The organism is Streptomyces sp. NPDC001858 (assembly GCF_053594615.1).
In genome coordinates this window covers 1-25,799 of record NZ_JBSFEV010000014.1, presented here as the reverse complement: position 1 = coordinate 25,799, position 25,799 = coordinate 1, and the positions used below count along the sequence as shown (strand labels likewise).

The window sequence follows — 25,799 nt, the reverse complement described above, 5'->3', positions numbered from 1 at the left end:
GGCGCGCGCGTGTCTGACAACCCGATGCAGAAACAGGGGCGTTCACGCCCCCGCTCCACCTGCTGGGAGTGCAGAGGAACGCGACACCAGGTTCGATGACGCTCACTCGAATCTGCGCCGGGGACGGGTCGTCGTCCAGTGGACGGAAGTGGATGTCAGCGGTCGGGGCGGTCGCCTGTCGGATTGATGGGGAAAAGGGCGCAGGCGTGCCAGCTGCGACGTAGCGTTCCAGGCGATCGGCTGGTGGGCACTTCCGGAGGGGCGGACAGATGGCCGAATGGATGATCGGCGGGCCGGGAATCGCTCTGCCGTCCGATGCGGTGCTGCTTGACGAGGCGCGGCACGGTGCCGTCTGGTATACCGCGTCCACCTCTGGCGATCCGGCTGCTGGCGACCGGGTTGCCCGACCCCGACGTCCTCGGCCTGGCCCTGCAGGGCACGTGGGCGGTCGGAGGCGCCGCGTTGACTCGGCTGACCATGGAGACCCGCTCCACGATCGGGGTGTACCGGGACTCGTGGCTGCGCGGCCGTGACAGCTGGGGGGTTGGTCGTCACCCGCACGAAGGCCTGCTGAGAGCCAAGGACGTTTCGTTCGCCTTCGAGATCATCGAGGAGGACGAAGAGTGAACCACGGCGGGTCACGACTGACCTCCTCTCAACGCCGTCGGTTCCTCCTACTCCTCGACCTTACCTACGAGGTGTTCGGTGAATCCATCTCAGGACTCGCCGTGACCTCCCGCGATTGCGCGGTGAAGACCTACGAGGTCGATGTGGGTGTACTGGTCGACCAAGGCGGCTTCGGCTTCCTCACCGAGTGCCGCTTGGATGTCTGCCAGAGAGACGTGTGCGTCGTGCAGGGCAGCGATTTGGGCGCGGTATCTCCGCCAGCGTTCAGGTGCCAGTTGTGCCCACAGTTCCGTCGCGGTGACAGGCGGCGAACTACGCGCACTGTTCGACGCGGGGACCTCTTCGCTGCTCCCCGCCGCAGGTCTGCCTCCGGCCGTCGGCCGGCCCCTTCTGCTTCCGTCGGGTCCCCTCCCGAAGACCCTGTTGATCGTCCCGTACGGATACCTGCGCAAGATCCCCGTGCACAGTCTGCGCCTGGTGCTGCAGGCCGTGGACGACGGAACCCTCGAGCGGATCGTGTACCTGCCCACCGCGTCCTTCGCCGGCCGCCCTCACCTACCGGCCACCCGCCCGCGTCGGATCCTGTTCATCGGCCACGACCCGGCGGGCGACATCGACTACGCGCACGACTTGGCGGCTCTGCGAGCCTACGGCGGCGACGTGACCGCCGTGCTGGGCCGGGAGGCCACCTGCAGCCGGGTACAAACCGAACTGCCGCACCACGACCTCGTCCACTTCGCCTGTCACGGCGACATGGACGCGGACCTCGCCGCCGGCGCGCGAAGCGTCATCGGCAGCATGTGGGCCCTTCCAGAGTGGACCGGGCGAGCCTTCGCCGACATCTTCTACCGCAGACTCGCTGCCGGCGAAGACTCCCCACAAGCCGTCACCTCGACGCAGCGGGAGCTTCGTTCCGTCACCAAGGATCCCTTCTATTGGGCTGCCCAGGCCTGCTTCGGCGCTTGGCGTTCATGACGTCGCCGACCGCACAGGTGAACGTCGGCGGCACGTAGCCCGACCGTGTGATGTGGCGTGTCGATGTCGGGGGCGCCGCGTGCCGGTCGGAGTCGTTCCCGGCGCGGGGTGCTTTCGTCTGGAGGCCGGGTGTGTCACGGCTGCTGTGTCTGTCCTGGCGGTCGGCCGGGCCGCGGCCTCCCTCATACGCGTCGCCCGTTTCTGCGGCGTGCCGTCCGAAACGCCCAAGGAGAGATCGTGGTGGCAGCGAAGACCGAAAATCGCGGGACGGTGTCCGCGCAGCTTCTCAGGGGCCAGAAGGCGCTGGTGACCGGCGCCAACTCGGGCATCGGTCTGGCGACCGCCATCGCGCTGGGCCGGGCCGGGGCGGACGTCGTGGTGAACTACGTCGCCGGTGCGCACGAGGCGGAGAACGTCGTGAAGGAGATCGAGGGCTTCGGCGTCCGCGCCTACGCCCATGAGGCCGACGTGTCCGTCGAGGACCAGGTGACCGACATGGTCGCGCGGATGGTCGAGGAGTTCGGCACCATCGACATCATGGTGGCCAACGCGGGCCTCCAGCGGGACGCGCCCCTGACGGAGATGACGCTCGCCCAGTGGCAGAAGGTCATCGACGTCAACCTGACCGGTCAGTTCCTGTGCGCGCGGGAGGCCGCCAAGGAGTTCATCCGGCGCGGCGTGGTGGAGGAGGTCTCCCGGTCGGCGGGAAAGATCGTCTGCATGAGCTCGGTCCACCAGATCGTCCCATGGTCGGGGCACGTGAACTACGCCTCCTCCAAGGGCGGGGTGGGCATGATGATGCAGACCCTCGCCCAGGAGCTGGCCCCGCAGCGGATCAGGGTCAACGCCGTGGCGCCCGGCGCCATCCGCACGCCGATCAACCGCGACGCCTGGTCCACCCCCGAGGCCGAGGCCGAGCTGCTGCGCCTGATCCCGTACCGCCGCGTGGGCGACCCGGACGACATCGCCAACGCCGTCGTCGCCATGGCGTCCGACCTGCTCGACTACGTCGTCGGCACCACCCTCTACGTCGACGGCGGAATGACGCTGTTTCCCGGCTTCGCCACCGGAGGCTGATCTTTCGATGCAGGATCACGTCACGCCCCGCCGGGTGGTGATCCTCGGCGGGGGGTTCGCCGGGCTGTTCGCCGCCCGTGCCCTGCGGAAGTCGCCGGTCGCCGTGACGGTGGTCGACCGCCGTGCCCACCATCTCTTCCAGCCGCTGCTGTACCAGTGCGCCTCCGGAATCCTGTCGGAGGGGCAGATCGCCCAACCGCTGCGCGGGGTCCTGCGGCGCCACCACAATGTGCGCTGCGTGCTCGCCGAGGCCACCGACGTGGACGCCGACGCCCGGCTGGTCCACGCCCGGCGCCCCGGGGGCGGAGCCCTCGCGGTGCCGTATGACGATCTGATCGTCGCGGTGGGCATGCGTCAGTCCTACTTCGGGCACGACGAGTTCGCCGCGCACGCCCCCGGCATGAAGACCCTGGCCGACGCGCTGGACATCCGCCGACGGATCTACCGGGCGTTCGAGATGGCCGAAACGGCCGCGGACGACCGGGAACGGCAGCAGTGGCTGACCTTCGCACTCGTCGGCGGCGGCCCGACAGGCGTCGAACTCGCCGGACAGATCCGGGAGATCGCCGGCCATACGCTCGAACGGGAGTTCCGGAGGATCGATTCCGCCAACGCCCGGGTCCTGCTCTTCGAGGGATCCGACGCCGTGCTGAAGGCGTTCGGCCCCCCACTGGCCCACCGTGCGGCCCGGACCCTGCAGCACCTCGGCGTGGAACTCCATCTGCGCACCAGGGTCACCGACATCGACGAGCACGGCCTGACCGTGCAGGACCACGAAGGCACGACCACCCGGTTCGACGCCCGCACCGTGCTGTGGACGGCCGGCGTCGAAGCGCCGCCGATCGCAGCCGCGCTGGCCCGCGCGACCGGCGCCGAACAGGACCGCGCCGGACGCCTCCTCGTCGAACCCGACCTCACCCTCCCCGGCCATCCGGAGATCCGCGTCACCGGCGACGTGATGAGCCTGAACCGGCTGCCGGGACTGGCCGAGGTGGCCATGCAGTCGGGTGCGTACGCGGGCCGCAGCGTGCGACACCAGGTCGAAGGCAGGACGAAGAAGCCGAAGCCCTTCGCGTACGTGGATCTCGGCACCGCCGCCTACATCGCCCGCGGCCGGGCCGTCGTCAAGGCCGGGCCGGTGCATCTGTCGGGCTTCACCGGCTGGCTCGTCTGGCTCTTCATCCACCTGGCCTTCCTCACCGGCTTCCGCAGCAGGCTGGGAGCGGTGCTCAGCTGGTCCGTCGCCTTCGCCACCAGCTCGCGCCGCGAACGCGCCTTCACCCTGCCCGACACCGACACCGACACCGACACCGACACCGACACCGACACCGACACCGACACCGGCACCGGCACCGGCGCCTCAGCCGCCGGGCCGCCCGCGGCGAAAGCGCCCCCGCCGCCTTCCTGACGCGGTCCGCGGGCCGGCCTTTTCGGGGGCGTCCCCTCCCTCACCCGTCCTTCCCCAGCCCCACCTCCTCATCCGGGGCAGACCTCCGAGGCGCACATGCTCAGCACCGCGGCCCAGCTCGCCAACACGCCGGACCAACTCCTCCCGGCCCGAGAGCTGATGGCCTTCACCCTGGCCTCGCACATCCTGCTGGTCCCGTTCGGCGTGGCACTGCCGTTCATCACGCTGCTGATGCACCACCGGGGGCTGCGCCGCAACGACCCCGTGGCCCTCACCCTCGCCCGCCGCTGGTCGGCGGTGATGGCCGTCCAGTTCGCCATCGGCATCATCACCGGCACCGTGCTGTCCTTCGAGTTCGGCCTGCTGTGGCCCGGCCTGATGGGCCGCTGGGGTGATGTGTTCGGCCTCGGGTTCGGCATCGAGGCATGGGCGTTCTTCCTGGAGGCCGTCCTGATCGCGATCTACCTCTACGGCTGGCGCCGCCTCAAGCCCTGGACCCACTTCTGGCTCGCCGTACCGCTGCCGCTGGCCGCCCTGATGGGATCGTTCGGCATCATCGCGGCCAACTCCTGGATGAACACCCCGCAAGGGTTCCGCCTGGACGCCCAGGGCGATCCGGTCGACGTCGACGTGCGCCAGGCGATCTTCACCCCGATGTTCGGCCCCGAATACTGGCACTTCGTCGTCGCGATGCTCCTGACCGCCGGCTACGTGGTCGCCGGCGTGTACGCGGTCGGCTGGCTGCGCGGTCGCCGCGACCGCTACCACCGGCTCGGCTTCACCGTGCCGTTCACGGTCGCCGCGATCCTCACACCGGTCCAGTTCATGCTCGGCGACTCCGCCGCCCGCGCCGTCTTCCACAAGCAGCCGATCAAGTTCGCCGCCATGGAGATCGTCTGGAAGACCGACACCCACGTACCGGAGTACATGTTCGGACGGCTGAACAGCGACGGCACGATCTCCGGCGGAATCAAGATTCCCCAGCTGGACTCGATCCTCGCCGGCTTCAAGCCCAGCACCCAGGTCACCGGGCTGACCTCGGTGCCGGCCGCCGACCGCCCCACCGCCGTCCAGGCCACCATCGCCCACTGGGCCTTCGACATCATGGTCACGATCGGCAGCCTGCTGATCCTGCTCGCGCTCTGGTACGCCTGGTCCTGGTGGCGACACCGGGACAACCCCGGCGGCCGCTGGTTCTATCGCTGCGCCGCGATCGCCGGAGTCGCCTGCCTGCTCACCGTCGAGTGCGGCTGGATCACCACGGAGGTCGGCCGCCAGCCCTGGATCGTCTACCGGCACATGAGGGTCTCGGAGGCGGTGACCGGCACGCACGCCGGATCGCTGTGGGCGATGCTCGGCATCGTCATCGTCGTGTACGTGACCGTGTTCTCCGCGTTCCTCGCGGTCGTCCTGAAGATGCGCACCCGCTGGCGCATCGCCGACGAGGGCGCGGCCGCCCCGCGCGGCGAACTGCCCCCGGAGACCGACACCCCGTACGGGCCCAGAAGCGAGCCCGAGCCCGCACTCGCCCGGGCCGCGCCCGGCGGCGGGTCCGACCACACCCCTGGCGGTGCGTCCTAGTGGCCGCGTTCATCGCATGGGTACTGGTGCTCGCGATCGCCGCCTACGCCTGCGCCGGAGGCACCGACTACGGCGCGGGCTTCTGGGACCTCCTGGCCGGCGGCGCGGAGCGCGGCAAACGGCCCCGCTGGCTCATCGACCACGCCATGGCACCGGTCTGGGAGGTCAACAACGTCTGGTTGATCTTCATTCTCGTCATCATGTGGACCGGCTTCCCGACGATGTTCCAGGCCGTCTTCTCCGCGATGTGGCTGCCGCTCGCCCTCGCCGCCGTCGGCCTGGTGCTCCGCGGCGCCGGGTTCGCCCTGCGCAAGCCGTCCCGCCGACTGGCCCAACGACGCGTCTTCGGCGCGGTGTTCGCCGTCGCGTCCCTCGTGACGCCGTTCTTCCTCGGGACGGTGCTCGGCGGCATCGCCTCCGGTCGGGTCAAGGTCGGCACGACCGCCTCCGCGGATGCCTGGGCCAACGGCACCTCCGTCCTCGTGGGATTGCTGGCCATCGCGGCCACCGCCTTCCTCGGGGCGGTCTTCCTGTGCTCCGACGCCCTGCGGTTCGGCGCGCACGACCTCGTCGACTACTTCCGCGTACGGGCGCTGATCGCCTTCGGCGCCGTCGTGGTCCTGGCGCTCATCGGGCTGCCCGTCACCCACCACGACGCCCGCTACGTGTGGGACGGCCTCACCGGCGGCCTCGGCCTGCTGCTGATCGTCCTGGCCGCCGTCTGCGGTCTGGCCACGGTGCTGCTTGTGCTGCGCCGGTCCCACGGCTGGTCCCGCTACACCTCGGTGGCGAGCGTCGCCCTGACCGTCGGCGCCTGGGGCTTCGCGCAGCGACCCTATGCGCTGCCCACCTCGCTGACGGTGGCCGAAGCGGCCGGTGCGGACCACACCCTGCGCTGGCTGGTGATCGTCACGGTCGTCGCGATCGTGCTGGTCGGTCCGGCGCTGGTGCTGCTCTACCGGCTGGACACGATGGGGGAGCTGGAGGAGCTCACCGACGCCGACACCCGGGCCGCCGCAACGCCGGGGGACAACCTGTAGCGACGCGTCCGTCAGCTCAGCCGGTCGGCGATGTGGTCGCCGACCCGCAGGGCGTTGGCGATGGCGGTCAAGGACGGATTCACCGCGCCGATGCTGGGGAAGAAGCTGGTGTCCACGACGTAGAGGTTGTCCAGGTCGTGGGTCTTGCAGTTGACGTCGAGAGCCGAACTCCTCGGGTCGTCGCCGAACCGCACGGTGCCCGCCTGGTGCGCGGTGGCGCCGATCGGCATGCCCTTGTGCAGGTAGATGCTGTGGTCCAGCAAGTGGTCCTCGTGCATGCCCAGGTGCCCGAGCATGCCCCGCAGCTTGTGCTGGAGGCGCTTCAGACCGGCCACGTTGTTCTTCTCGTCGAGCGTCAGGTGGATGGCGTCGTCCCTGTCGAGGGTGACCCGGCTCTCGGCCAGCGGGAGGTCCTCGCCGCACAGCCAGAAGTCGACGGCATGGTGCGCCAGTACCTCGAAAGGCATCTCGGGCGTGACGGCGCCGGCCCAGCGCGGCGCCTCGCCGTGGATCTGGTCGGCGTCCGACTTGCCGAGCATCTGGATGCCGCCGAGCGGATACTCCCAGTCGTCCGCGCCCAGATACCAGTCGTTCAGCGCCAGCGTCTTCTGGAACCTGGTCGGGTTCGGCTCCTTCGACACCGCCATCAGCGCCAGGTTGTTGTGCCGCATGTAGTGGCGCCCCACCACGTCCGAACTGTTGGCCAGGCCGCCGGGGTGCTTGTCGTTCGCCGAACGCAGCAGCAGCACCGCGGAGTTGACCGCCCCGGCGGCGACCACCACGATGTCGCCGCTGAACCCTTCGGTCACCCCGTTCCTGAGCTCGGCGACGACCCTGGTGACCGTGCGTCCGGCCGGGTCCGTCTCCAGGCGCCGCACATGGGCGTCGGTCACCATCGTGACGTTGGCGTACTTCAGCGCCGGGTCGACGCAGATCACCTGTGCGTCGGACTTCGCGCCCAGCGGGCAGGGGAAGCCGTCGACCCGGTCGCAGCGGATGCAGACGCTGTCATGGGTGGCCCGGCCGTGCTCGTCCTGGGTGAGGTTCACGCCGATGGGCAGATGGAAGGGGTGCAGACCGGCCTTGCCCAGATCGTCGCTGAGCTGCTGGATGCGCGCCTCGTGCTCCACCGGCGGGTAGGCGTACTGCGCGCTGGTCGGCCCACCGGTGGGGTCCTCGCCGTGCCGGCCGTGCACCAGGTAGAGGTGCTCGGCCTGGGTGTAGTAGGGCTCCAGGTCCTCGTAGCGGATCGGCCAGGCCGGTGAGACGCCGTCGTGGTGGCGCAGCTCGCCGAAGTCCTCGGGCCGCAGTCGGAAGAGCGCGGCGCCGTAGAACTTGGTGTTGCCCCCGACGTAGTAATTGACCTCCGGGGGGAACTGGTCGCCGTGCTTGTCGTACCAGAACTCGGGGGCACGGTACTTGCCCTTGACGAACACGGCGGTGGAGTCCCAGTTGTCCCGCTCCCGCGGCAGGTAGCCGCCGCGCTCCAGGATCAGGATCCGCCTGCCGGTGGGGGCGAGCCGGTGCGCGAGCGTGCCGCCGCCCGCTCCCGAACCGATGACGATGACGTCGTAGTGCTGATCGTCGGCCATGAGAGGTCCCGTTCTAGGAGTCGTGCAATCGGGTCACAGGACGGCTGTCGGGTTGACCGGCGAGCCGGTGGCGTCCGGCAGCCTCAGCGGGGCGATCACACAGAGGAACGACCAGCGTCCCTCCGCCTCGCAGAGCGGTGCCAGGTCCTCGAACTGCAGATAGTCCAGCAGGTGCAGGCCCATGGCGTGGATCGCCAGCACATGCACGGGGAAGTCGACGCCCTCGGTGGAACTCGGCGCGGTGTCGTTGTTCCCGTCGCCGCCGAGCACGGCGACCCGCCGGTCCGCTAGGAACTCCAGCGCTGACGGGTGAAGCCCGGCGCGCTCACGTGCCGCGCGCCACGGCCCGAGTTCGGCGCGGCGCCGACGGTGGCCCACCCGGACGAAGAGAAGGTCGCCCTCGGTCACACGGACCCGCTGCGCCGCCTCGGCCGCGTCGAGGTCGTCGGCGCTCACATGATCACCCGGTTCGAGCCAGGGCACACCGCGCAGCCGGGGGATGTCCAGCAGCACGCCGCGTCCGACGATCCCGTCGCGCGCCGCCTCGATGGACAGTGCCGTGGCCCCGCCCGCCGTGACGCTGCTCGCCGAACGGCCGCCGTGCAGGGTGCCGTCGTAGATCACGTGGCAGAGGGCGTCGATGTGGCTGTCGGCGTCGCCGTGCACGTTCATCGCGAAGCTGTCCCGCGCGAAGTGGAGCCCGCCCGCGGCCTCTTCGTCCGGCGGCCCGCTCATCCGGTGCCTCGCGGGCTCCGGATTGTCCGGGCCGGGCAGCGTCTCCACCGGCGCCGCGAGCGTGACCGTCCGCCCGGTCCGCACCTCGCGGGCGGCGGCCAGCACCCGGGCGGGAGTGAGCGCCTCCAGCGCGCCCCGGTCACCCGCGGCCCAGGCCGCGCGCGAGCGCAGCCGCCGGTACAGCACGCCGAACTCGTCCGCGGTCAGCGGCGGCGGTTCTGCCGGACGGGCATGCGTGACCATGGGTCAGCGCCCGTTCTCCGCGTCGAGCGCCTCGTCGAGGGTGGTGGCCGCCATGATGAGCGACAGATGAGTGAACGCCTGGGGGAAGTTGCCCAGTTGCTCCCCGGTCGGACCGATCTCCTCGGCGAAGAGCCCGACATGGTTGGCGTGGGTCTGCATCTTCTCGAAGGTGTAGCGGGCCTGGGGCAGCCGCCCTGCCCGGGCCAGCGCGTCGACGTAGAGGAAGGTGCACAGACTGAAGGTGCCCTCCGAACCGCGCAGCCCGTCCGGCGATGCGGCGGGGTCGTAGCGGTAGACGAGGCTGTCGGAGACGAGCTTGCGATCCATCGCGTCGAGGGTCGCGAGCCAGGCCGGGTCCCTCGGGGCGATGAACCGGACCCTCGGCATGAGCAGCAGGGAGGCGTCCAGGACGTCGCCGCCGTAGTGCTGGACGAAGGCGCCCTCCCGCTCGCTCCAGCCGCGCTCCATGACCTGCTCCAGGACGGCGTCCCTGGCACTGCGCCACTTCACCACGTCGGCGGGCCTGCGGAAGTGCTCGGCCAGGCTCAGCCCGTGGTCGAAGGCGGCCCAGGACATCACCCGGCTGTAGGTGAAGTCCTGACGGCCGCCGCGGGTCTCCCAGATGCCCTCGTCCGGCCGGTCCCAGGCCTCGGCGAACCAGTCCAGCGTCCTGGCCAGGGTCTTCCACCCCCGGTAGGTGGCCTGCTGGGCGATCTCGCGGCCCTGGGACAACGCGTAGAGGGCCTCACCGTAGATGTCCAGCTGGAGCTGGTCGGCGGCTCCGTTGCCGATGCGGACGGGGGACGAGCCGCGGTAGCCCTCGAAGTGTTCGAGCGTCTCCTCGGGCAGATCGGGATTGCCGTCGACCCGGTACATGGTCTGGAGCGGCTCTTCCTCCTTGCCCTCGCGCTCCTGCAGCCTCTCGACCAGCCAGTGGAGGAACGCGGTGGCCTCCTCGGCGAAGCCGAGGTCCAGCATGGCGCGCACGGACAGCGCGCTGTCGCGCACCCAGGTGAACCGGTAGTCCCAGTTGCGCTCCCCGCCGATCTGCTCGGGCAGGCCCATCGTGGCCGCCGCGACGAGGGCGCCGGTGGGAGCGTAGGTGAGGAGCTTGAGGGTGATGACCGAACGGTGCACCAGCTCGGGCCAGCGGCCCCGGTAGCGGGACTGGTGCAACCAGGTCTGCCAGAAGCGGCCGGTGCCCTCGACCTGCGCGGTGAGCCCGTCGACCGTGAGAGGTGCGGGCGCCTCGCCGCCGGACGCGCAGACGGTGAACACGGCGCCGCCCGCTTCGCCGGCGCTCAGCGTCACCCTGCCGCGCACGTCCTGGCCGTCCCGCTCCAGAGGGAAGGAGGTCTGCAGATGCGCGTCCATCACCGGGGACCGGAACACGCCGGTCTTCTCGCCGAGCTCCAGCCGGTGCTCGGCCCGGCCGTAGTCGAACCGCGGCCGGCATTCGAGCGTGAAGTCGACGGTCCCGCGCACGCACCGCACGACGCGTATCAGCGTGTGACGGTCGGTGGCGGTGTGCGGCCGGTCCACAGGCATGCAGTCCACCACCTCGCCCACTCCGTCCGGCGACATGAACCGGGTCACCAGAATGGCCGTGTCGGGGTAGTAGAGCTGCTTGCAGGTCGCGTCGGGGTGCTCGGTGGCCAGTCGCAGGTATCCGCCGCCGTCGTGATCGAGCAGGGCGGCGAAAATACTGGGCGAGTCGAACCGGGGAGCGGCGAACCAGTCCACGACACCCTGCGACGAGATGAGCGCGGCGGTCTGCAGGTCGCCCACCAGGCCGTGTTCGGCGATGGGAGGGTAGCGGTCCATGGCTGCTCCGAGTTCTCGGAAGGAGCCCCCTAGGTCCACTATCGGCCACTCGGGTGGCCCTTGCGCGTCGGAAACGGTCCACGACCGGTCGCTCAGCGCGACCGGTCGTGGACGGTCCGCCGCCCGGCGGCGGCACCCTCATCCGGCTTGCCGACCCCCGGCCACCGGGTGTTACTGGCCGCATGGAGATGATCCACGTCCGGCTGGTGAGCCCCCCTGATCTCACCCCCCGGGCGGTCGGGCTGCTGACCGACGACCGCTATGTCTTCAACCTGGTCGTCCTCGCCGAACTGGCGCACAAACCCGACGGCGACGCGATCGAGTGCGACATCCTGGCGGGTGCGGCCAACACCGTGCTGCGAGGCCTGCGCGCACTGGAACTCGACCGCCGCGGATCCATCGTCATCGAGCCGGTCGAGATGGCCTTCTCCGGCACCGCGGCCGCGGCGGAGCAGCAGCAACTCGGGGCGCTCGCGCACGCGCCGGTCTGGGAGGAGGTCGAAGCACGCATCCGCGCCGAGGGCACCTATCTGCCGAGCTTCTACGTCTACCTGGTCATCGCAGGCGTCATCGGGGCGGTGGGCATCATCACCAACTCCCAGATCCTGATCGTCGCGGCGATGGTGGTCGGACCGGAGTACGGCGCCATCACCAGCGTGGCGCTGGGCATCGACCGCGGCAACGGCACCAGGATCCGGCAGGGCCTGTCCGCCCTGACCGTGGGATTCGTGCTGGCCGTCCTGGTGACCTTCCTGTTCTCCTGGGCGATCCGGGGTCTCGACCTCCAACCCGAGGCGTTCGACCTGGGCTTCAGACCCGTCTCCACGCTCATCGACGCCCCCAACTTCTTCTCCGTGGTCGTCGCGGTGCTGGCCGGCATCGTCGGGATCATGTCCCTGACCCAGGCCAGGACGAGCGCGCTGCTCGGCGTCTTCATCTCCGTCACCACCATCCCGGCCGCCGCCGACATCGGCGTCTCCTGCGCCTTCTCCAGCTGGCACCAGGCGCGTGGATCCCTGATCCAGCTGCTCCTCAACATCGTGCTGCTGATCCTGGTGGGCGTGCTGATGCTCAGATTCCAACGGGCCGTCTGGCGCAGCATCGGCCGTCGCAGCAGACGCACGAGCAGCACGTGACGCCGCCGCCCCCGGCCGTGCCACCGCACAGGCGCGCACCAGCCCCCGTGCGTCGACGGCCGCCCGCTCCCGCCCTGTGGCCCCGGCGGGCGAACCTGCCCGGCGATCGCGCCGACGGGAACGTGTCGCGCTTGACCGGGTCCAGGAGGGGCCGCACGCTCCCGACGGGAGGGCCGGCACCGCGGGCCACCACCACGCCGGCGTCCGAGGACGCCGACCGGGCGGACGAGGAGGCCACGCGTGCAGCAGAGCCGCACCGGACGGCAACTGACCCTCCGTCACGGCACGCACAGCGCCGTCGTCGTCGAGCTGGGCGCGGCCCTTCGGTCGTACACGGCCGGCGGGCGCACTGTGCTCGACGGATTCGCCGGGCAGGACCGGATCACCGGCGGGCGCGGCCAGATCCTCGTGCCGTGGCCCAACCGCATCCGCGACGGCCGCTACCCCTGGGACGGACAGGAGCTGCAGCTGCCGCTCACCGAGCCGACCGCCGGCAACGCCCTCCACGGCCTGCTGCGGTGGGTCGCCTGGCGGATCGTCGAGGCGGACGACCGGCACGCCGTGCTGGAGGTTCCGCTGTGGCCGCAGCCGGGCTATCCGTTCCACCTCCACGTCCGCGCCGAGTACGCCCTGGGCGGCAGCGGGCTCGAAGTCGCCGTCACCGCGCGCAACCTCGACACGAGCGCCGCACCCTACGGCTTCGGCCAGCATCCCTACTTCACCGCGGGCACCGCCGTCGTCGACCAGGCCGTGCTGACCGTCCCCGCGCGGACCTGGCTGCGCACCGACGAGCGCGGCCTGCCGGTCGCCGCCGAGCCGGTCGCCGGCACCGCCTACGACCTGCGCACGCCACAGGTCGTCGGCGCTCTCCGGCTGGACACCCCCTTCGGCGACCTCGACCGGGACGCGGACGGGCGGGCCGTGGTGCGCCTGGCGCACCCGTCGGGCGCGTTCGGCACGGACGTATGGCTCGGCGAGGGCGCCGACTACGTACAGCTCTACACCGGCGACACCCTGCCACCGGGCGAGCGCCGTCGCGCGGTCGCCGTCGAGCCGATGACCTGCCCGCCGGACGCCTTCCGCAGCGGCACCGGACTGGTCAGCCTCGACCCGGGCGAGCAGCACACCGCCCGCTGGGGGATCACACCGTGGACCGGCTAAGCGGGTCAGGCGAAGTCGGCGGCGGTTCAGCAGCGCCCTGAAGGGGCGCGGGGAACTGCGTGACCAGCCACGACGGCGCCGCAGCAGAACGACGACACACCGCGCCACTTCCAGCGACCCGCTGAGGACCCGGTCTGCCGGGTCCGGCATGCACAGAAAGGGGCACCCGTGACGACGGACCAGGTGCTCATCGGCGTGGGCCTGATCCTGGTCCTGGCCGTCGGATCGCAGGTCCTGGCCCGCCGGCTGCGCATCCCCGCCCTCATCGTCCTGCTGCCGGTCGGCTTCGCCGCCGGCGCGCTGATCGACGACGTCGACCCCGAGCGGCTGCTGGGAGCGGCGTTCTCACCGCTGGTGTCGCTGGCCGTGGCCGTGATCCTCTACGACGCCGGCCTCGGGCTCGACCTGGCCAGGCTGACGGGCCACACCCGCCGTGCCGTCGTCCGGCTGATCTGGATCGGCGTCCTGGTCACCGGGCTGCTCGGCACGCTCCTCGCCGCGCCGCTGCTGGACATGTCCGCACGGGCGGCCGTCATGACCGGCACGATCCTCGTGGTCTCGGGGCCGACGGTCGTAGGACCGCTGCTGGGCTTCGTACGGCCGAAGGACCGGCTCCAGCGCATCCTGATCTGGGAAGGCTCGCTCATCGACCCGGTCGGCGGGGTCCTGGGAGCACTGGTCTTCCACGCGGTCGTGGCGAGCTCGGGCCACCACCTCGGCGGCGGGACGGCGCAGTTTCTGGCCAGCGTGGGCATCGGGGCGGCCGGCGGAGTCGTCGGGGCGGCTGCGCTGTGGGTGCTGTTCCGGGTGCTGCGACTCGGCGAGGTCCTCGGCACCACCGCGCAGCTCGCCACGGTGATCGGCGTCGCGGCGTTCTGCGACGTCCTGCGCGACGACACGGGACTCATCGCCGCCGTGGTGATGGGCCTGGCGGTCGCCAACCTGCCCGGCATCGACGTACCCGCGCGCCGGCCGTTCTTCGAGACCCTGGTCAGCCTGATCCTCGGCCTGCTCTTCATCTCGATCTCGGCCACCGTCACCCCGCACTCGCTGCGCCATGTGTGGCTGCCCGCGCTCGGGCTCGCCGCCTTTCTCGTGCTGATCGTCAGGCCGCTGGTCGCGGTCGTGTCCACCCTCGGCACCGACCTGACCCGCGGCGAGCGGGGCTTCATCGGCTGGATGGCCCCGCGCGGGATCGTCGCGGCCGCCACCGCTTCCACCTTCTCGGCCGGCCTCGTGGCCAAAGGGATCGGCGGCGCGTCGAAGATCCTTCCGGCCGTGTTCATGGTTATCGTCGCGACCGTGACGCTCTACGGGCTGACCGCCGCACCCTTCGCCCGGCGCCTGGGCGTCGTACGCCCGTCCCGCTCGCGGCCCCTGCTGGTCGGCGGCGACCCCTGGGTGGTCGACCTGGGCGTGGCCCTGAAGTCGGCAGGGCTGGAGGTGCTGATGTGGGCAGCGGAAGAGGAACAGCGCGAGCGGATCCGGCAGGCCGGGATCGAGCTTGCGCCGGGTGAACTGCTGGGCGCCGCCACGGGTGGGGCCGCCGAGCTGGAGGGCATCACGGAGGTGTACTTCCTCACCGCTGAGGACGACTTCAACGCACTGGCGGCGGTGGTGCTGCGCGGCAGCGTGGAGGGTACGGTCCACCGCCTCAACGCACCGGCCGACAGCCACGGCGTGGTGGCGCCGTTCATCGGTGGCGAGGTGCTGTTCGGCGCGGAGCTGACCTGGCCGACGTTCTCCCGCAGGTACGCGCAGGGGGCAGCCGTCCTGGGCCGGCCCGCCGGCGACGCCCTGCGGCCCGGCAGCGAGCTGCTGTTCCTCGTACGGCGCGACGGCCGCCTCGATCCGGTCACGGGAGGCAGCACGCCACTGCCCCGGCCGGGGGACACGGCAGTCCTGCTGACCCCGGGCCGACCGGGCGCCGAGCGTCCGCCGGAGTAGCCCGACCGTCGGCCCCGACCCCGTCGCGCTCGCGACGTGCACGGCCCGGGGCGCGGATGTCCGCGCACCTCACCCGCATGGACAGCCCGAGTGGCACGCCGACCTGTACCGGTGCTTGCTGGTCTTGGCCGCCCGCCGGCGTCCGCGCATGACCGCACGGGACGGAGGGACAAGGGACCGTCGCCGACGAGGACGCACCGGCCGGGAGAGGAAGCGGAAGACCGCCCATGGAGAGGAAACTTCAGGCCCTGCGCACTCCACGAGCCGCGGGACTGGTGGGAATCCTGTTCGCCCTGCTGCTCGCCGCGGCCATCGTGCTGATCCGCGTAGCGGTACCGGACGAATCCGGCAGCACGGGCAGCAGCTGGGTCACCGACCCCTCGCGCCGCCGCGCCGTACAGACGGCGCTCAACCTCATCCCCTTCGCGGGCATCTTCTTCCTGTGGTTCATGGGCGCCGTGCGCGCACGCATCGGAGAGGCCGAGGACCAGTTCTTCGCCATGGTCTTCCTGGGCAGCGGGCTGCTGTTCGTGGCGACTCTCTTCGGGGCCGCGGCGGCGGCCGGCGGCCTACTGGTCACGGTCGATGTGGCGGGGGCCGGCTCCAGGCTGCAAGGGTGGTCGTTCGGCCGTCACGTCACCTACAGCCTGCTGACGACCTATGCGATGCGCATGGCCGCGGTGTTCACCTTCTGCACCTCCACCATCGGGCATCGGCTCGGAGTCCTGCCGCGCTGGCTCTCCTTCCTCGGCTACCTCGTCGCCCTGACGCTGCTTCTCCTGACGGGCAGTTTCGCCTGGTCCGAGCTGGTCTTCCCCGTATGGGCACTGATCGTCAGCCTGCACATCCTCGTGGCCAGTTTCCGGTTGAGGGCCGGGCCCGTCGGTACTTCCTGATCAATTCCACTCCACCTGCGGGCGGTTATGGCGTAACCCTCGGGGCGGGAATCGCCGGTCCCTGGGGCAGCAGCTCGGTGGTCACGAACGACACGACGACGGCCAGCACGATCACGGGCACCGTTTCCGAGTTGCCCACCATCAGGACGACCAGCACCACCGTACTGACGGGCAGCCGCAGCGCGGCGGCGCACGCGGCGGCCATGCCCGCCGCCATACCGGCTACGACGCCGAGCCCCGGCAGGGGCGACAGCAGGACGCCCACCGCTCCGCCCAGGAACAGGGAGGGGAAGGTCGGACCGCCGCGAAGGCTGCCCAGGCAGAGCGCGTACGCGACGCCCTTGAACGCCAGGACCGCCACCAGACTGCCGACCGACCACGCATGGGGGTTCTCGGCGAGTTGCGCCAGAGCGGCCTGCCCGGACAGGGAGACCTCGGACGGCGAACGGCCGGTGACGACCGCGTAGAGGGCCGCGCAGCCCGCCGCGCCGAGTGCGCACAACACCGTGCCGCGCAACGGGTGTCCGGACACGAAGCGCGCTGAGATCCGTCCGCCCACCATGACCCCGTGCACCGCCACCCCGATGACGACGGCCATCAGCGCCGACCACACCACGTCCCCGGTGTCGAGGAGAGGCGGAGTGGGCAGCCCGATCTGGAGGCTCCCGGTCTTCAGTCCCGTCCAGTGGTCGAAACCGGTGAACACGATGGCGCCGATTCCGCTGGACAGCAGGGCGGGCAGCATCACCGCGAACAGCTGCGGTCCGCCGACTCCGGCCACTTCCATGAGCATCACGGCCGCCACGAGCGGACTGCCGAAGATCGCGGAGATGGCCGCCGCGGCGCCGGCCGCGCCGAGCAGCGCCGTGCTCGCCTCGGTCGCGGGAGCGCGTGCGAGATCCCGGAAAACCAGCGCCAGACCACCGCCGAGGGCGATCAGCGGAGCCTCGGGCCCGAGGACGGCGCCCAGCGGGAGACTGGCCAACGCGGCGAGGACCACACCGGGAACCGCGGCCTTCGACGCCCCTCCGGAGTGCAGGCCCGCCGCCGGGATGTGTCCTCCGCGGCCCGGAAACCGCAGGACGACCAGGGCGACGACCGCACCGGACAGCAGAGCCGGTGGGAAAGGCCACCACCAGGGCGGATCCGTCCACCCGAGATCGTGCGGCCAGTCCACCCAGATCAGATTCTCCAACTGATGGAGCAGGACGAGAAACCAGAACGCGACCAACGACACCGGAATCCCGATCAAGCCGCAGAACACCAACGCCCGCCGGTACTCGGGCCGACGCAGCATGTTCCTCAACTGGTCGGCCTCTTGGGGCTGGTTTCCCGGAGCGGCCCCAGCCGTTCCGGGCTTCTGCTCGGTGATGGCTCTTCTCCTGAGTCTGCTGGGAGGGCAGCGCGGCGCGCGCGGCCGGCGCGATTCGGCCGGTGGCAGCGCGAGATTACCCACCGGATCAGGCGATATCTCCCCGAGCCCGACGGCAACTCGTCAAAACCCCTCCGGATGGACGCGCAGCCCGGACGGGTCGTCCTCGAAGCCCGTCTCCGACGGATTGAGGCCGGGCGGGTGGCTGCTGACGCGGAGTCACCCCGTGACGACGGCCATTCGGTCGCTGATCTCGGCGGCTGCGGCCAGGACCTTCTGGGCGATCTCCATCTCGGCCTCCGGGTAGACCCGCGAGGCGAGGGCGGCCACGCTCACCGCCGTGACCACCTGCTCGTTCTCGTTCCGGATGGGGGCGGCGATGCCCACCACATCGGGATCGAGCTCCCCGCGCGTCACGGAGTAGCCGATCCGGCGGATCCGGCCGAGGCGTTCCATCAGGGCGTCGACGTCGGTGAGGGTGGCCTGGGTGAAACGGTGCAGCTCGGCGGCCTGGAGCAGGCTGCGGGCCTCGTCCTGCGGGCTCCACGCCGGCAGGACGAGCGCGGAAGCGCCGGCGTTGAGGGGAAGGGCGGCGCCGAGTGCGGTGAGGTCGGTCCAGCCTCCGGCGTGGTAGACGACGGATCCGAGCTCGGATCCGACCGCCCCGCCGACGAAGGACATGGCGATGAAGGCACTGTTGAGGCGGGCGCGCGCGGCGGCATCGAGCTGGTAGACGGTGTGCTGGCCGAGGATGAGCGTGGTCAGTACGGCGAGCCGGGAGTCCGGTGCGTGGTAGTGCCGTGGAGTGGCCGGCGGCTTCTTCGCCGCCGTCACACAGGGGTAAGCGCCGATCCGCTCCGGACGTTTCCTCCTTCGAGACGATGGTTCGCGATGTCAACCATCTCTATCAGAGATGGGCATGCGGAGCCAGAACCGCCCTGATCCCTCGGGTCAGCGCGCCTGCTCGGTCTGAAGCCGGCGCAGGACTTCGGGGGTCGCCAGGTCCTGGATCGGAATCGGATCGGTGGCCCGCCGGCCCGCACGGCCTGCCACGGACCGTGATCCCGCCCGGCCAAGGCCCAGCCGACGGGAGTTGACGACACGGCTGCCCGCCGGGTTCTGTGAGTCGGCCGACACCTCGCCCTGCGGCCCACGAGGAACCGCGATCGAGCCGGCCGCAGCCGACCGCGGAACGCGTCGAAGGCGCCGGTCATCTCGACACCGCGGAATCGCCCACCGTGCGGAAGACCACCTCCGCACGCCTGCGGAACATGACAGAGGGGGCCATGAATGGACACGCCAGACCGGGCCGCGACCGAGGCCGTCGCCGATCAGCCCGGCCACTGCGAGTCGGACGGAACGGAATCCTCCGCCGTCCACCTCACCCACGCGATCGAGCCCGCGCATGACCCCTTCGGCCCGTCACCCGCCGTCCTCGGCCACGCGTCGCGTGCCGCAGTCGCGGCATACGAGGTGTCGCGCAGGGCCGCTCCGGAACCGCAGAGAACGGGCCAGGGCGCGACGGACCGGCAGGACGCACGATGACCCCCGCCGTGGCCGTCCACACGGCAGCCGCTCTCGCCGTCGTCCTGGGAATCGCCTACCTGGGACGATGGACCGCCCGCCGGATCGGCCAGCCCGGCGTCGTCGGCGAGATCGCGGTCGGCATGTTGCTGGGGCCCGCCATCCTCGGTTGGGCCTGGCCACAGGCACAGCCCGTCCTGCTGCCGGCCCCCGTGATCGAGCCGCTCCGCGAGATCGGGCACGCCGGACTCGTGCTGTACCTGGTCGGCGTCGCCCACGAGTTACGGCTGGACGATTCCCGGCTGCGGCAAAGAGCCATCGGCTGGACGACGCTGGGCACCCTCGCACCCTCCCTCGCGGCCGGTGCGGCCTTCGCCGGTTGGCTCGTCTGGTACGACCGTCCCGAACTGCGCGGGACAGGACCCACCCTCGCCCTCGTATTGCTGCTCGCCACCACGATGGCGGTCTCGGCGGTGCCCGTGCTCGCCAGAATCCTGGCCGACCGGAATCTGACCACCACACGCGCCGGCCGGCTCGCCCTGACCTCGGCGGTACTCGTCGACGCCGTGGCCTGGCTGCTCCTCGCCGCGGTGATCGGGATCGCCAAAGGGGGTGTCGGCGGCTTCGCGACCGCGGCCGCCGTACTCGTCCTCGGTGTCCTCGCGACCGTGCTGGGCCGCCGACTGCTGAGGACCCGTCAGGCCGAACGGTTCTGCGCCCGGTGGCCCTGGCTCGTGTTCGTGATGCTGGGGGGATGCGTGCTCGGCGCGGCGGCCGCGGCGGAGTCCTGGGGCCTCACCGCCATCTTCGGCGCGTTCGTCGTGGGACTGATGATCCCGCCCGGCACACCGCACTGGGACGCACCCGTGCGCTGGGTGTCCACGCTGGGCCTGTGGCTGGTGCCGGTCTTCTTCGTCACCACCGGACTCAAGATATGGACGGGATCGACCGGCATTCCCTGGCTTGTGGCCACCTTGGCGACCGCCCTGGCCGTGCTCTCCAAGATCGGCGGCGGCTACCTGTTCTCGCGTTGGGGCGGGGAAGGACACGCCGAGGCGCTCCGCCTGGGCGTCCTGCTCAACACCCGCGGGCTCACCGAGATCGTCCTGCTGCAGGCCGGCTACAGCGCCGGAGTGCTCACCGCCACCCTGTATCTCGCGCTGGTGGTGATGGCGCTGGTCACCACCGCCATGACCGGCCCGCTGCTCTCGGTGCTCAACCGCTGTCTGCCGGCGGACGTGGTGAGCGCACCGCAGAAGGGACTACGGGCCACTACGGGTTGAGCACCCCGGAGAAGGCGTCGGGCGTCGTCGGACGTCGTCGGGCGTCCAAGACGGCGGGAAGCGAAGCGGGTACGGTCGGATTCCGAATGGAAAGGAGGAACCATGGCATTGGGCTGGATAGCTTCCTATCCGAAGTCCGGAAACACCTGGACCCGCATTCTGTTGGCCAGTTACTTGCGTGACAGCCAGGTCGAATTGCGTATGGCGAAATTGGGCCGGTTGGACGACGCGGTGCCCGACGTGGTCAACCTGTTGCGTACCGGCAGAACGTTGCCGGTCGACCGGTCGCAGCCGCTTGTGGTGAAAACCCACTTCCTGCCTGGCCTGAACATCCACGACCAGTACCGCGACGCCACCACCAAGGTCATCTACGTGGTGCGCAACCCCCGCGACGTGATTCCCAGCGCGGAACGGATGCTGCACGTCGACCCGGACCGCCGAGCCGCGTACGCGAAACACTTCATCGACAACCGTGGGATAGTCCCGTGGCAGCGGATGGGCTACGGGCTGTGGACGGAGAACGTGCTGGAATGGACATCACCGGAGCGGCTGCGCCGGCACTTCTCGAACACCGAACTCCTGGTCCTGCGGTACGAGGACATGAAGCAGGACACCGTCGGCTCGCTCTACAAGATGATCGATTTCCTCGGCTTCGACCGTGAGATCGACTCCGACCGGGTGCAGCGCGCCGTGCAGAACTCCGCATTGGACAAGATGCGCGACGCCGAGCGGCGGGACACCTCGCTCAGCCACCGCGACCGGAACCTGTTCTTCGGCCAGGGACTGAGCGGCCAGTCCCTGGCCGGCTACGGCGAGGACATCGAGGACGCCTACCGGCGCCTGCTGCGCGAGGACGAGGAGTTCAGCAGCCTCGCCGGCCAGTACGGATACGCCAACTGATCCGGTGCCCCGAGGGAGACGAGGACCATGCCCAGCCTTTCCTGGATCACCTCCTGCCGGCAGTCCGCCTGCGGCCTGGCACGCGCGCTCGTAGCGGGCTACCTGCTGGACTCACCGCCGGGCGACGCCTCCCCGGAGGCCCTGAACGACCTGGCGCCCGAGATGGCCGTGCTGTTCGACTACGGGCGGGTGGTGCCACTGGAGGAACCGCGGCCCTACCTGGTGCGGACCCACCTCCTGCCCGACGCGGAAGTCATCCAGCACTACCGGGCGGTCACCGGCAAGGTGGTCTACGTGACACGGGACCCCCGCGGCATCCTGTACGACATGACGCGCGGAAACCGGGTCAGGCCCGAGGACCGGGAACGGCGGATCAAACAGCTGCTGGCGAGCCCCGACGAAGCGCTCATGCAGCCCGACGAAGCGCACGCCAACTGGCAGTTGCACGCCCGGGAGTGGACCCGGCCGGAGCGGGTCCGCGCCCACTTCCCACAGCTCGAACAGGTCGCCGTGATACGCCACGAAGACCTCTTGGCCGACCCGGGCGCGGCCCTCGGGCAACTCGTCGACTTTCTCGAGCTTCCGGGAGGGACCGACGGCGACCGGGTTCGGCGGGCCGTGGAGAACTGGACGCCGGCGGCCGTTCATGCGTCCGGCATCTTCGAACTGCCACCCGGTATGCGGGAGTTCCGGACACCGCCGGCACGCGACGCCTCCCAGTTCGAGTCGTCGGCCGTCGTGGGCGTCGAAGAGCCGCTGGCGGCCGCCTACAAGGAACGCATCCGTGAGGACGCCGAGTTCGCGGCACTGGTCAAGCAGTTCGGGTACGCGGACTGAGCGCGACCAGGAAGATGCGGCGGCACCTCAGGCGCCGCCGCATTTCGCGTCGCGGATGAGGAGCGAGCCGGACGGGCCGAGCCACCGGGAGCGACGCACGCCCACCACACGACCTGTCCACCCCGGTGCGCCAACCGCGGACTGCTGTGCAACCGACGCCGCCACCGCAGTTGGACTGACCGTCGCTTAACTTCCCGGTCTTGGTTTTCCCGCCCCGCGCGACCACAATCACCTGAACGACGCTTCCGCACAGAACTCCAGCCCCCACGCGGTTTCCAGGAGTCCGTCCTCTCATATGTCCCATCATCTGTCCAACTGCGCCAACTCATCGGTTGGACAGCGCCCGAACCGTTGTTTCGCAGGCTGACCTTGTTCAACGAGCGGTGATGCGCTGAAATCTGGGCGTCGGTATGTCGCCGCGACACAAGCCGACGTCGGGCGACGGTCGTCAGGCCGAGGATCCGCGGGCGTGAAAGTCGTTGAGCGCGGGTGATTCATGACCGCGTCGGAAATCGAGTCGGTCGGTTGCGCGCTTCGTACACAGGGGAGATGAATCGATGATTCCGTTGTCGCATGCCCAGCGGCGGCTGTGGTTCCTCGCTCAGATGGAAGGGCAGAACCCGGCCTATAACAGCGGTGTCACCGTGCGTTTCCGCGGCCGACTCGACGTCACCGCGCTGGGCGCGGCCCTGCGAGACGTACTCGAACGTCATGAATCCCTGCGAACGGTTTTCCCTGCCGTCGACGGCGAGCCGCATCAGCAGATCCTCGACATGCGACAGCTGGAGCTGGACTGGCAGTTGCAGGTGCGCCAGATAACGCCGGAAGGACTTGCCGAGGCGGTTGCCCAGGCGGAGGAGTATGCGTTCGACTTGGCCGAGGAAGTCCCGGTCCGGGGCTGGCTGTTCCAGACCGGTGCGGACCGGCACGCACCGGACGAGCATGTGCTCGTCCTGATCGTGCATCACATCGCCATGGACGCATGGTCGCGGGCTCCGCTGGCGAGGGATCTCTCGACCGCCTACGCGGCGCGCCTGCGGGGCGAGGCGCCGCAGTGGAGCGCGCTGCCGGTGCAGTACGCCGACTACGCGCTGTGGCAGCAGGAGCTGCTGGGCGAGGAATCCGACCCGACGAGCCGGCTGTCGACCCAACTGGCCTACTGGCGGCAGGCGCTCGAAGGAGCGCCGGAAGAACTGCCCCTGCCGGTTGATCGGCGACGTCCGACAGAGCCGGGCCACCGTGGGCACACGGTGCCGTTGCGGGTGTCGGCCGAGGTGCATGAGCGGTTGGTGGGGTTGGCCCGGGCCGAGGGCGTGACCGGGTTCATGGTGTTGCAGTCGGCGTTGGCGGTCATGCTGTCGCGGTTGGGTGCGGGGTGTGATGTGCCGATCGGGTCCTCGGTGGCGGGGCGTACCGATGAGGCCTTGGACGACCTGGTCGGGTTCTTCGCCAACACGCTGGTGATCCGCACCGACCTGTCGGGTGACCCGACCTTCACCGACGTGCTGGGCCGGGTACGGCAGACGAGCCTCGGTGCCCTGGCACATCAGGACGTGCCGTTCGAGCGGCTGGTGGAGGAGCTGTCGCCGACCCGCGCGCTGGCCCGGCATCCGCTGTTCCAGGTGATGCTGACGCTGCAGAACACCGGTGAAGCGGCGCTTGAGCTGACGAACGTGACCGCCGAGGTTCTCCAGAAGCCCTTGACCCTGGCACGGTTCGACCTCGAAGCGGCTGTCGTGGAGACGTTCGACGCCCAGGGGCGGCCCGCGGGGCTGCAGGGATCGTTGACGGCGGCGGCGGATCTGTTCGACGCGTCGACGGCGGAGCGTATCGCCGGTTGGTTCGCGAGAGTGCTGGAGACCGTGACGGCCGCCCCGCAGGTGCGGTTGCACGCGGTCGATCTGCTCGATGCGGAGCAGCGTGATCAGGTGCTGGTGGAGTGGAACGACTCCGTGGTCGAGGGCCCGGGCACCACGGTCGTGGAGCTGTTCGAGCAGCAGGCGGCACGCACTCCCGACGCGGTGGCGGTGGTCGCGGACGGGGTGGAGGTGTCGTATCGGGAGTTGGACACGGCGGCGAACCGGCTGGCGCGGTACCTGGCGGCTCAGGGCGCGGGCGTCGAGTCGGTGGTGGCGGTGTTGATGGAACGTGGGATCGATGTGGTGGTGGCGTTCCTGGGAGTGCTGAAGACCGGAGCGGCATATCTCCCGGTCGACGTGCACCTCCCAGCGCAACGCGTGGGATTCATGGTGGAAGACAGTCGCGCCGACTGTGTGCTGACGTCGGTGGCGTGTGCGTCCTTGGCCGCCGAGTCGGTGCCGCCGCGTCTGCCGGCGGTCGTCGTGGACGACCCGGGAGTGGCAGCGGAGCTGGCGGCACTCGACGGTGGCGCGCTGTCGAGCCCGGAGCGACATGGCGAACCGCTACCGGACAACTCCGCCTATGTGATCTACACATCGGGATCGACGGGGCAGCCCAAAGGGATCGCGGTTCCCCATCGCGGTGTGGTTCGGCTGTTCGCCTCGATGCGGGAACTGTTCGGCCTCGGCCCGGAAGACGTCTGGAGCTGCTTCCACTCGTTCTCCTTCGACGTGTCGGCCTGGGAGCTGTGGGGCGCGCTGGTGCACGGCGGCCGAGTCGTGGTCGTCCCCTACGAGGTCTCCCGGTCGCCGCAGGAGCTCGCGGAGCTGTTGGCGCGCGAACACGTCACGATCCTGAGCCAGACGCCGTCGGCCTTCTACCAGCTGCTCGCGGCCGACGATTTCCACCTGGGCGCGCTGCGGCTGGCCGTGCTGGCCGGGGAGGCGCTGGACCCGGCGCAGTTGGACGGCTGGTGGGCCAGGCAAGGAGACAGCAACCCCGCGCTCGTGAACATGTACGGGCCGACCGAGGCGACGATCTATGTCACGCATCGGCGACTGGACGGCACTGACAAGGACAGTGTGATCGGCCGCGGTGTCGCCGGAATGTCGATGCTCGTACTGGATGAGGGTTTGTCTCCGGTGCCGGTGGGTGTGGTGGGTGAGTTGTATGTGGCGGGTGCGGGGGTGGCGCGTGGGTATGTGGGGCGTGCGGGTTTGACGGGTGAGCGGTTTGTGGCGTGTCCGTTCGGGGTGGGTGAGCGGATGTATCGGACGGGGGATTTGGTGCGGTGGCTGCCTGATGGGCAGTTGGTGTTTGTGGGTCGGGCGGATGAGCAGGTGAAGGTCCGGGGGTTCCGGATCGAGCCCGGTGAGATCGAGAGCGTGCTGCGGACTCATCCGCAGGTCGGTCAGGTGGCGGTGGTCGTCCGCGAGGACACGCCCGGGGACGGGCGGCTGGTGGCCTACGTGGTGCCGGCCGACGCGGATGCCGCTGCGGATGGTCTGCGGGTCAGGGTGCGAGAGCTTGCCGGGCGGCGGTTGCCGGAGTACATGGTGCCGGCGGCGGTCGTGGTGCTGGACGAGTTGCCGTTGACCGCGAGCGGGAAGCTGGATCGTCGGGCGTTGCCGGCGCCGGATTATGCCGCGGGTGTGAGCGTGGGTGTGGGTGTGGGTGCGGGTGCGGGTGCGGGTGTGGGTCGGGGGCCGGTGTCGGTGCGGGAGGAGATTCTGTGTGGGGTGTTTGCGCAGGTGTTGGGGTTGGAGTCGGTGGGGGTGGAT

Annotated in this window: 20 protein-coding genes; 15 read left to right on the top strand and 5 right to left on the bottom strand. The window is 70.3% G+C overall.

Annotation, left to right across the window (positions count from 1 at the left end):
* Positions 1–345: 345 nt before the first annotated feature.
* The 6 genes from ACWCPF_RS21170 to ACWCPF_RS21145 all read left to right on the top strand — a co-directional run bounded on the left by ACWCPF_RS21170 (position 346) and on the right by ACWCPF_RS21145 (position 6,708).
* Entirely contained in the window at positions 346–627 is a 282-nt protein-coding gene (locus ACWCPF_RS21170) for a hypothetical protein (RefSeq protein WP_451046597.1), read from the top strand.
* Between the two features lie 297 nt (positions 628–924).
* Positions 925–1,602 carry a CHAT domain-containing protein gene (locus ACWCPF_RS21165; protein ID WP_451046596.1) on the top strand — a complete coding sequence of 226 codons (678 nt, stop codon included), beginning with the start codon at positions 925–927 and terminating at the stop codon, positions 1,600–1,602.
* A 240-nt stretch (positions 1,603–1,842) separates the two neighbouring features.
* Positions 1,843–2,679, top strand: a complete 837-nt coding sequence (locus ACWCPF_RS21160) for an SDR family oxidoreductase (protein ID WP_451046595.1) — start codon at positions 1,843–1,845, stop codon at positions 2,677–2,679.
* A gap of 7 nt (positions 2,680–2,686) precedes the next feature.
* Positions 2,687–4,087, top strand: coding sequence for an NAD(P)/FAD-dependent oxidoreductase (locus ACWCPF_RS21155; protein WP_451046594.1), 1,401 nt, complete (start codon positions 2,687–2,689; stop codon positions 4,085–4,087).
* 96 nt (positions 4,088–4,183) lie between these two features.
* Positions 4,184–5,668, top strand: coding sequence for a cytochrome ubiquinol oxidase subunit I (locus ACWCPF_RS21150; protein ID WP_451046593.1), 1,485 nt, complete (start codon positions 4,184–4,186; stop codon positions 5,666–5,668).
* Positions 5,668–6,708 carry a cytochrome d ubiquinol oxidase subunit II gene (locus tag ACWCPF_RS21145; RefSeq protein WP_451046592.1) on the top strand — a complete coding sequence of 347 codons (1,041 nt, stop codon included), beginning with the start codon at positions 5,668–5,670 and terminating at the stop codon, positions 6,706–6,708. Before ACWCPF_RS21150 ends, ACWCPF_RS21145 begins: the two co-directional genes overlap by 1 nt.
* Before the next feature lie 11 nt (positions 6,709–6,719).
* Here ACWCPF_RS21145 and ACWCPF_RS21140 read toward each other — a convergent pair whose 3' ends face one another.
* Genes ACWCPF_RS21140 through ACWCPF_RS21130 form a run of 3 tightly spaced genes read right to left on the bottom strand, consistent with a single transcriptional unit; the run spans position 6,720 to position 11,102 of the window.
* On the bottom strand, positions 6,720–8,300 hold the full coding sequence (locus tag ACWCPF_RS21140) for a GMC family oxidoreductase (RefSeq protein ID WP_451046591.1): 1,581 nt from the start codon (positions 8,298–8,300) through the stop codon (positions 6,720–6,722).
* A 33-nt stretch (positions 8,301–8,333) separates the two neighbouring features.
* On the bottom strand, positions 8,334–9,278 hold the full coding sequence (locus ACWCPF_RS21135) for a cyclase family protein (RefSeq protein WP_451046590.1): 945 nt from the start codon (positions 9,276–9,278) through the stop codon (positions 8,334–8,336).
* Between the two features lie 3 nt (positions 9,279–9,281).
* A complete protein-coding gene (locus tag ACWCPF_RS21130; protein ID WP_451046589.1) occupies positions 9,282–11,102 on the bottom strand; it encodes a glycoside hydrolase family 15 protein in 1,821 nt (606 codons plus the stop codon).
* Positions 11,103–11,284: 182 nt separating this feature from the next.
* On the opposite strand from ACWCPF_RS21130, the gene ACWCPF_RS21125 reads away from it, so the two are divergent.
* From ACWCPF_RS21125 to ACWCPF_RS21110, 4 genes are all read left to right on the top strand, one after another.
* Positions 11,285–12,238, top strand: a complete 954-nt coding sequence (locus tag ACWCPF_RS21125) for a DUF389 domain-containing protein (protein ID WP_451046588.1) — start codon at positions 11,285–11,287, stop codon at positions 12,236–12,238.
* A 240-nt stretch (positions 12,239–12,478) separates the two neighbouring features.
* Entirely contained in the window at positions 12,479–13,399 is a 921-nt protein-coding gene (locus tag ACWCPF_RS21120; protein WP_451046587.1) for an aldose 1-epimerase family protein, read from the top strand.
* 168 nt (positions 13,400–13,567) lie between these two features.
* Positions 13,568–15,346, top strand: a complete 1,779-nt coding sequence (locus tag ACWCPF_RS21115) for a cation:proton antiporter (RefSeq protein ID WP_451046586.1) — start codon at positions 13,568–13,570, stop codon at positions 15,344–15,346.
* A 227-nt stretch (positions 15,347–15,573) separates the two neighbouring features.
* Entirely contained in the window at positions 15,574–16,242 is a 669-nt protein-coding gene (locus tag ACWCPF_RS21110; RefSeq protein WP_451046585.1) for a hypothetical protein, read from the top strand.
* A gap of 25 nt (positions 16,243–16,267) precedes the next feature.
* Here the strand turns inward: ACWCPF_RS21110 and ACWCPF_RS21105 are convergent, their stop codons facing one another.
* On the bottom strand, positions 16,268–17,539 hold the full coding sequence (locus ACWCPF_RS21105; RefSeq protein WP_451046584.1) for a chloride channel protein: 1,272 nt from the start codon (positions 17,537–17,539) through the stop codon (positions 16,268–16,270).
* Positions 17,540–17,833: 294 nt separating this feature from the next.
* Complete coding sequence (locus tag ACWCPF_RS21100; protein ID WP_451046583.1) at positions 17,834–18,448, bottom strand: IclR family transcriptional regulator domain-containing protein; 615 nt, start codon at positions 18,446–18,448, stop codon at positions 17,834–17,836.
* Positions 18,449–18,904: 456 nt separating this feature from the next.
* Here ACWCPF_RS21100 and ACWCPF_RS21095 point away from each other — a divergent pair, with 456 nt between their 5' ends.
* The 5 genes from ACWCPF_RS21095 to ACWCPF_RS21075 form a co-directional block, all read left to right on the top strand.
* Entirely contained in the window at positions 18,905–19,159 is a 255-nt protein-coding gene (locus tag ACWCPF_RS21095) for a hypothetical protein (protein WP_451046582.1), read from the top strand.
* Entirely contained in the window at positions 19,156–20,421 is a 1,266-nt protein-coding gene (locus tag ACWCPF_RS21090) for a cation:proton antiporter (protein ID WP_451046581.1), read from the top strand. Before ACWCPF_RS21095 ends, ACWCPF_RS21090 begins: the two co-directional genes overlap by 4 nt.
* A gap of 102 nt (positions 20,422–20,523) precedes the next feature.
* Positions 20,524–21,321, top strand: a complete 798-nt coding sequence (locus tag ACWCPF_RS21085) for a sulfotransferase domain-containing protein (RefSeq protein ID WP_451046580.1) — start codon at positions 20,524–20,526, stop codon at positions 21,319–21,321.
* A 27-nt stretch (positions 21,322–21,348) separates the two neighbouring features.
* Positions 21,349–22,158 (top strand): sulfotransferase domain-containing protein, encoded by an 810-nt coding sequence (locus tag ACWCPF_RS21080; RefSeq protein WP_451046579.1) that lies wholly within the window; start codon positions 21,349–21,351, stop codon positions 22,156–22,158.
* 557 nt (positions 22,159–22,715) lie between these two features.
* Positions 22,716–25,799: non-ribosomal peptide synthetase (locus ACWCPF_RS21075; protein ID WP_451046578.1), on the top strand; the 3,084-nt coding region annotated here is incomplete at its 3' end.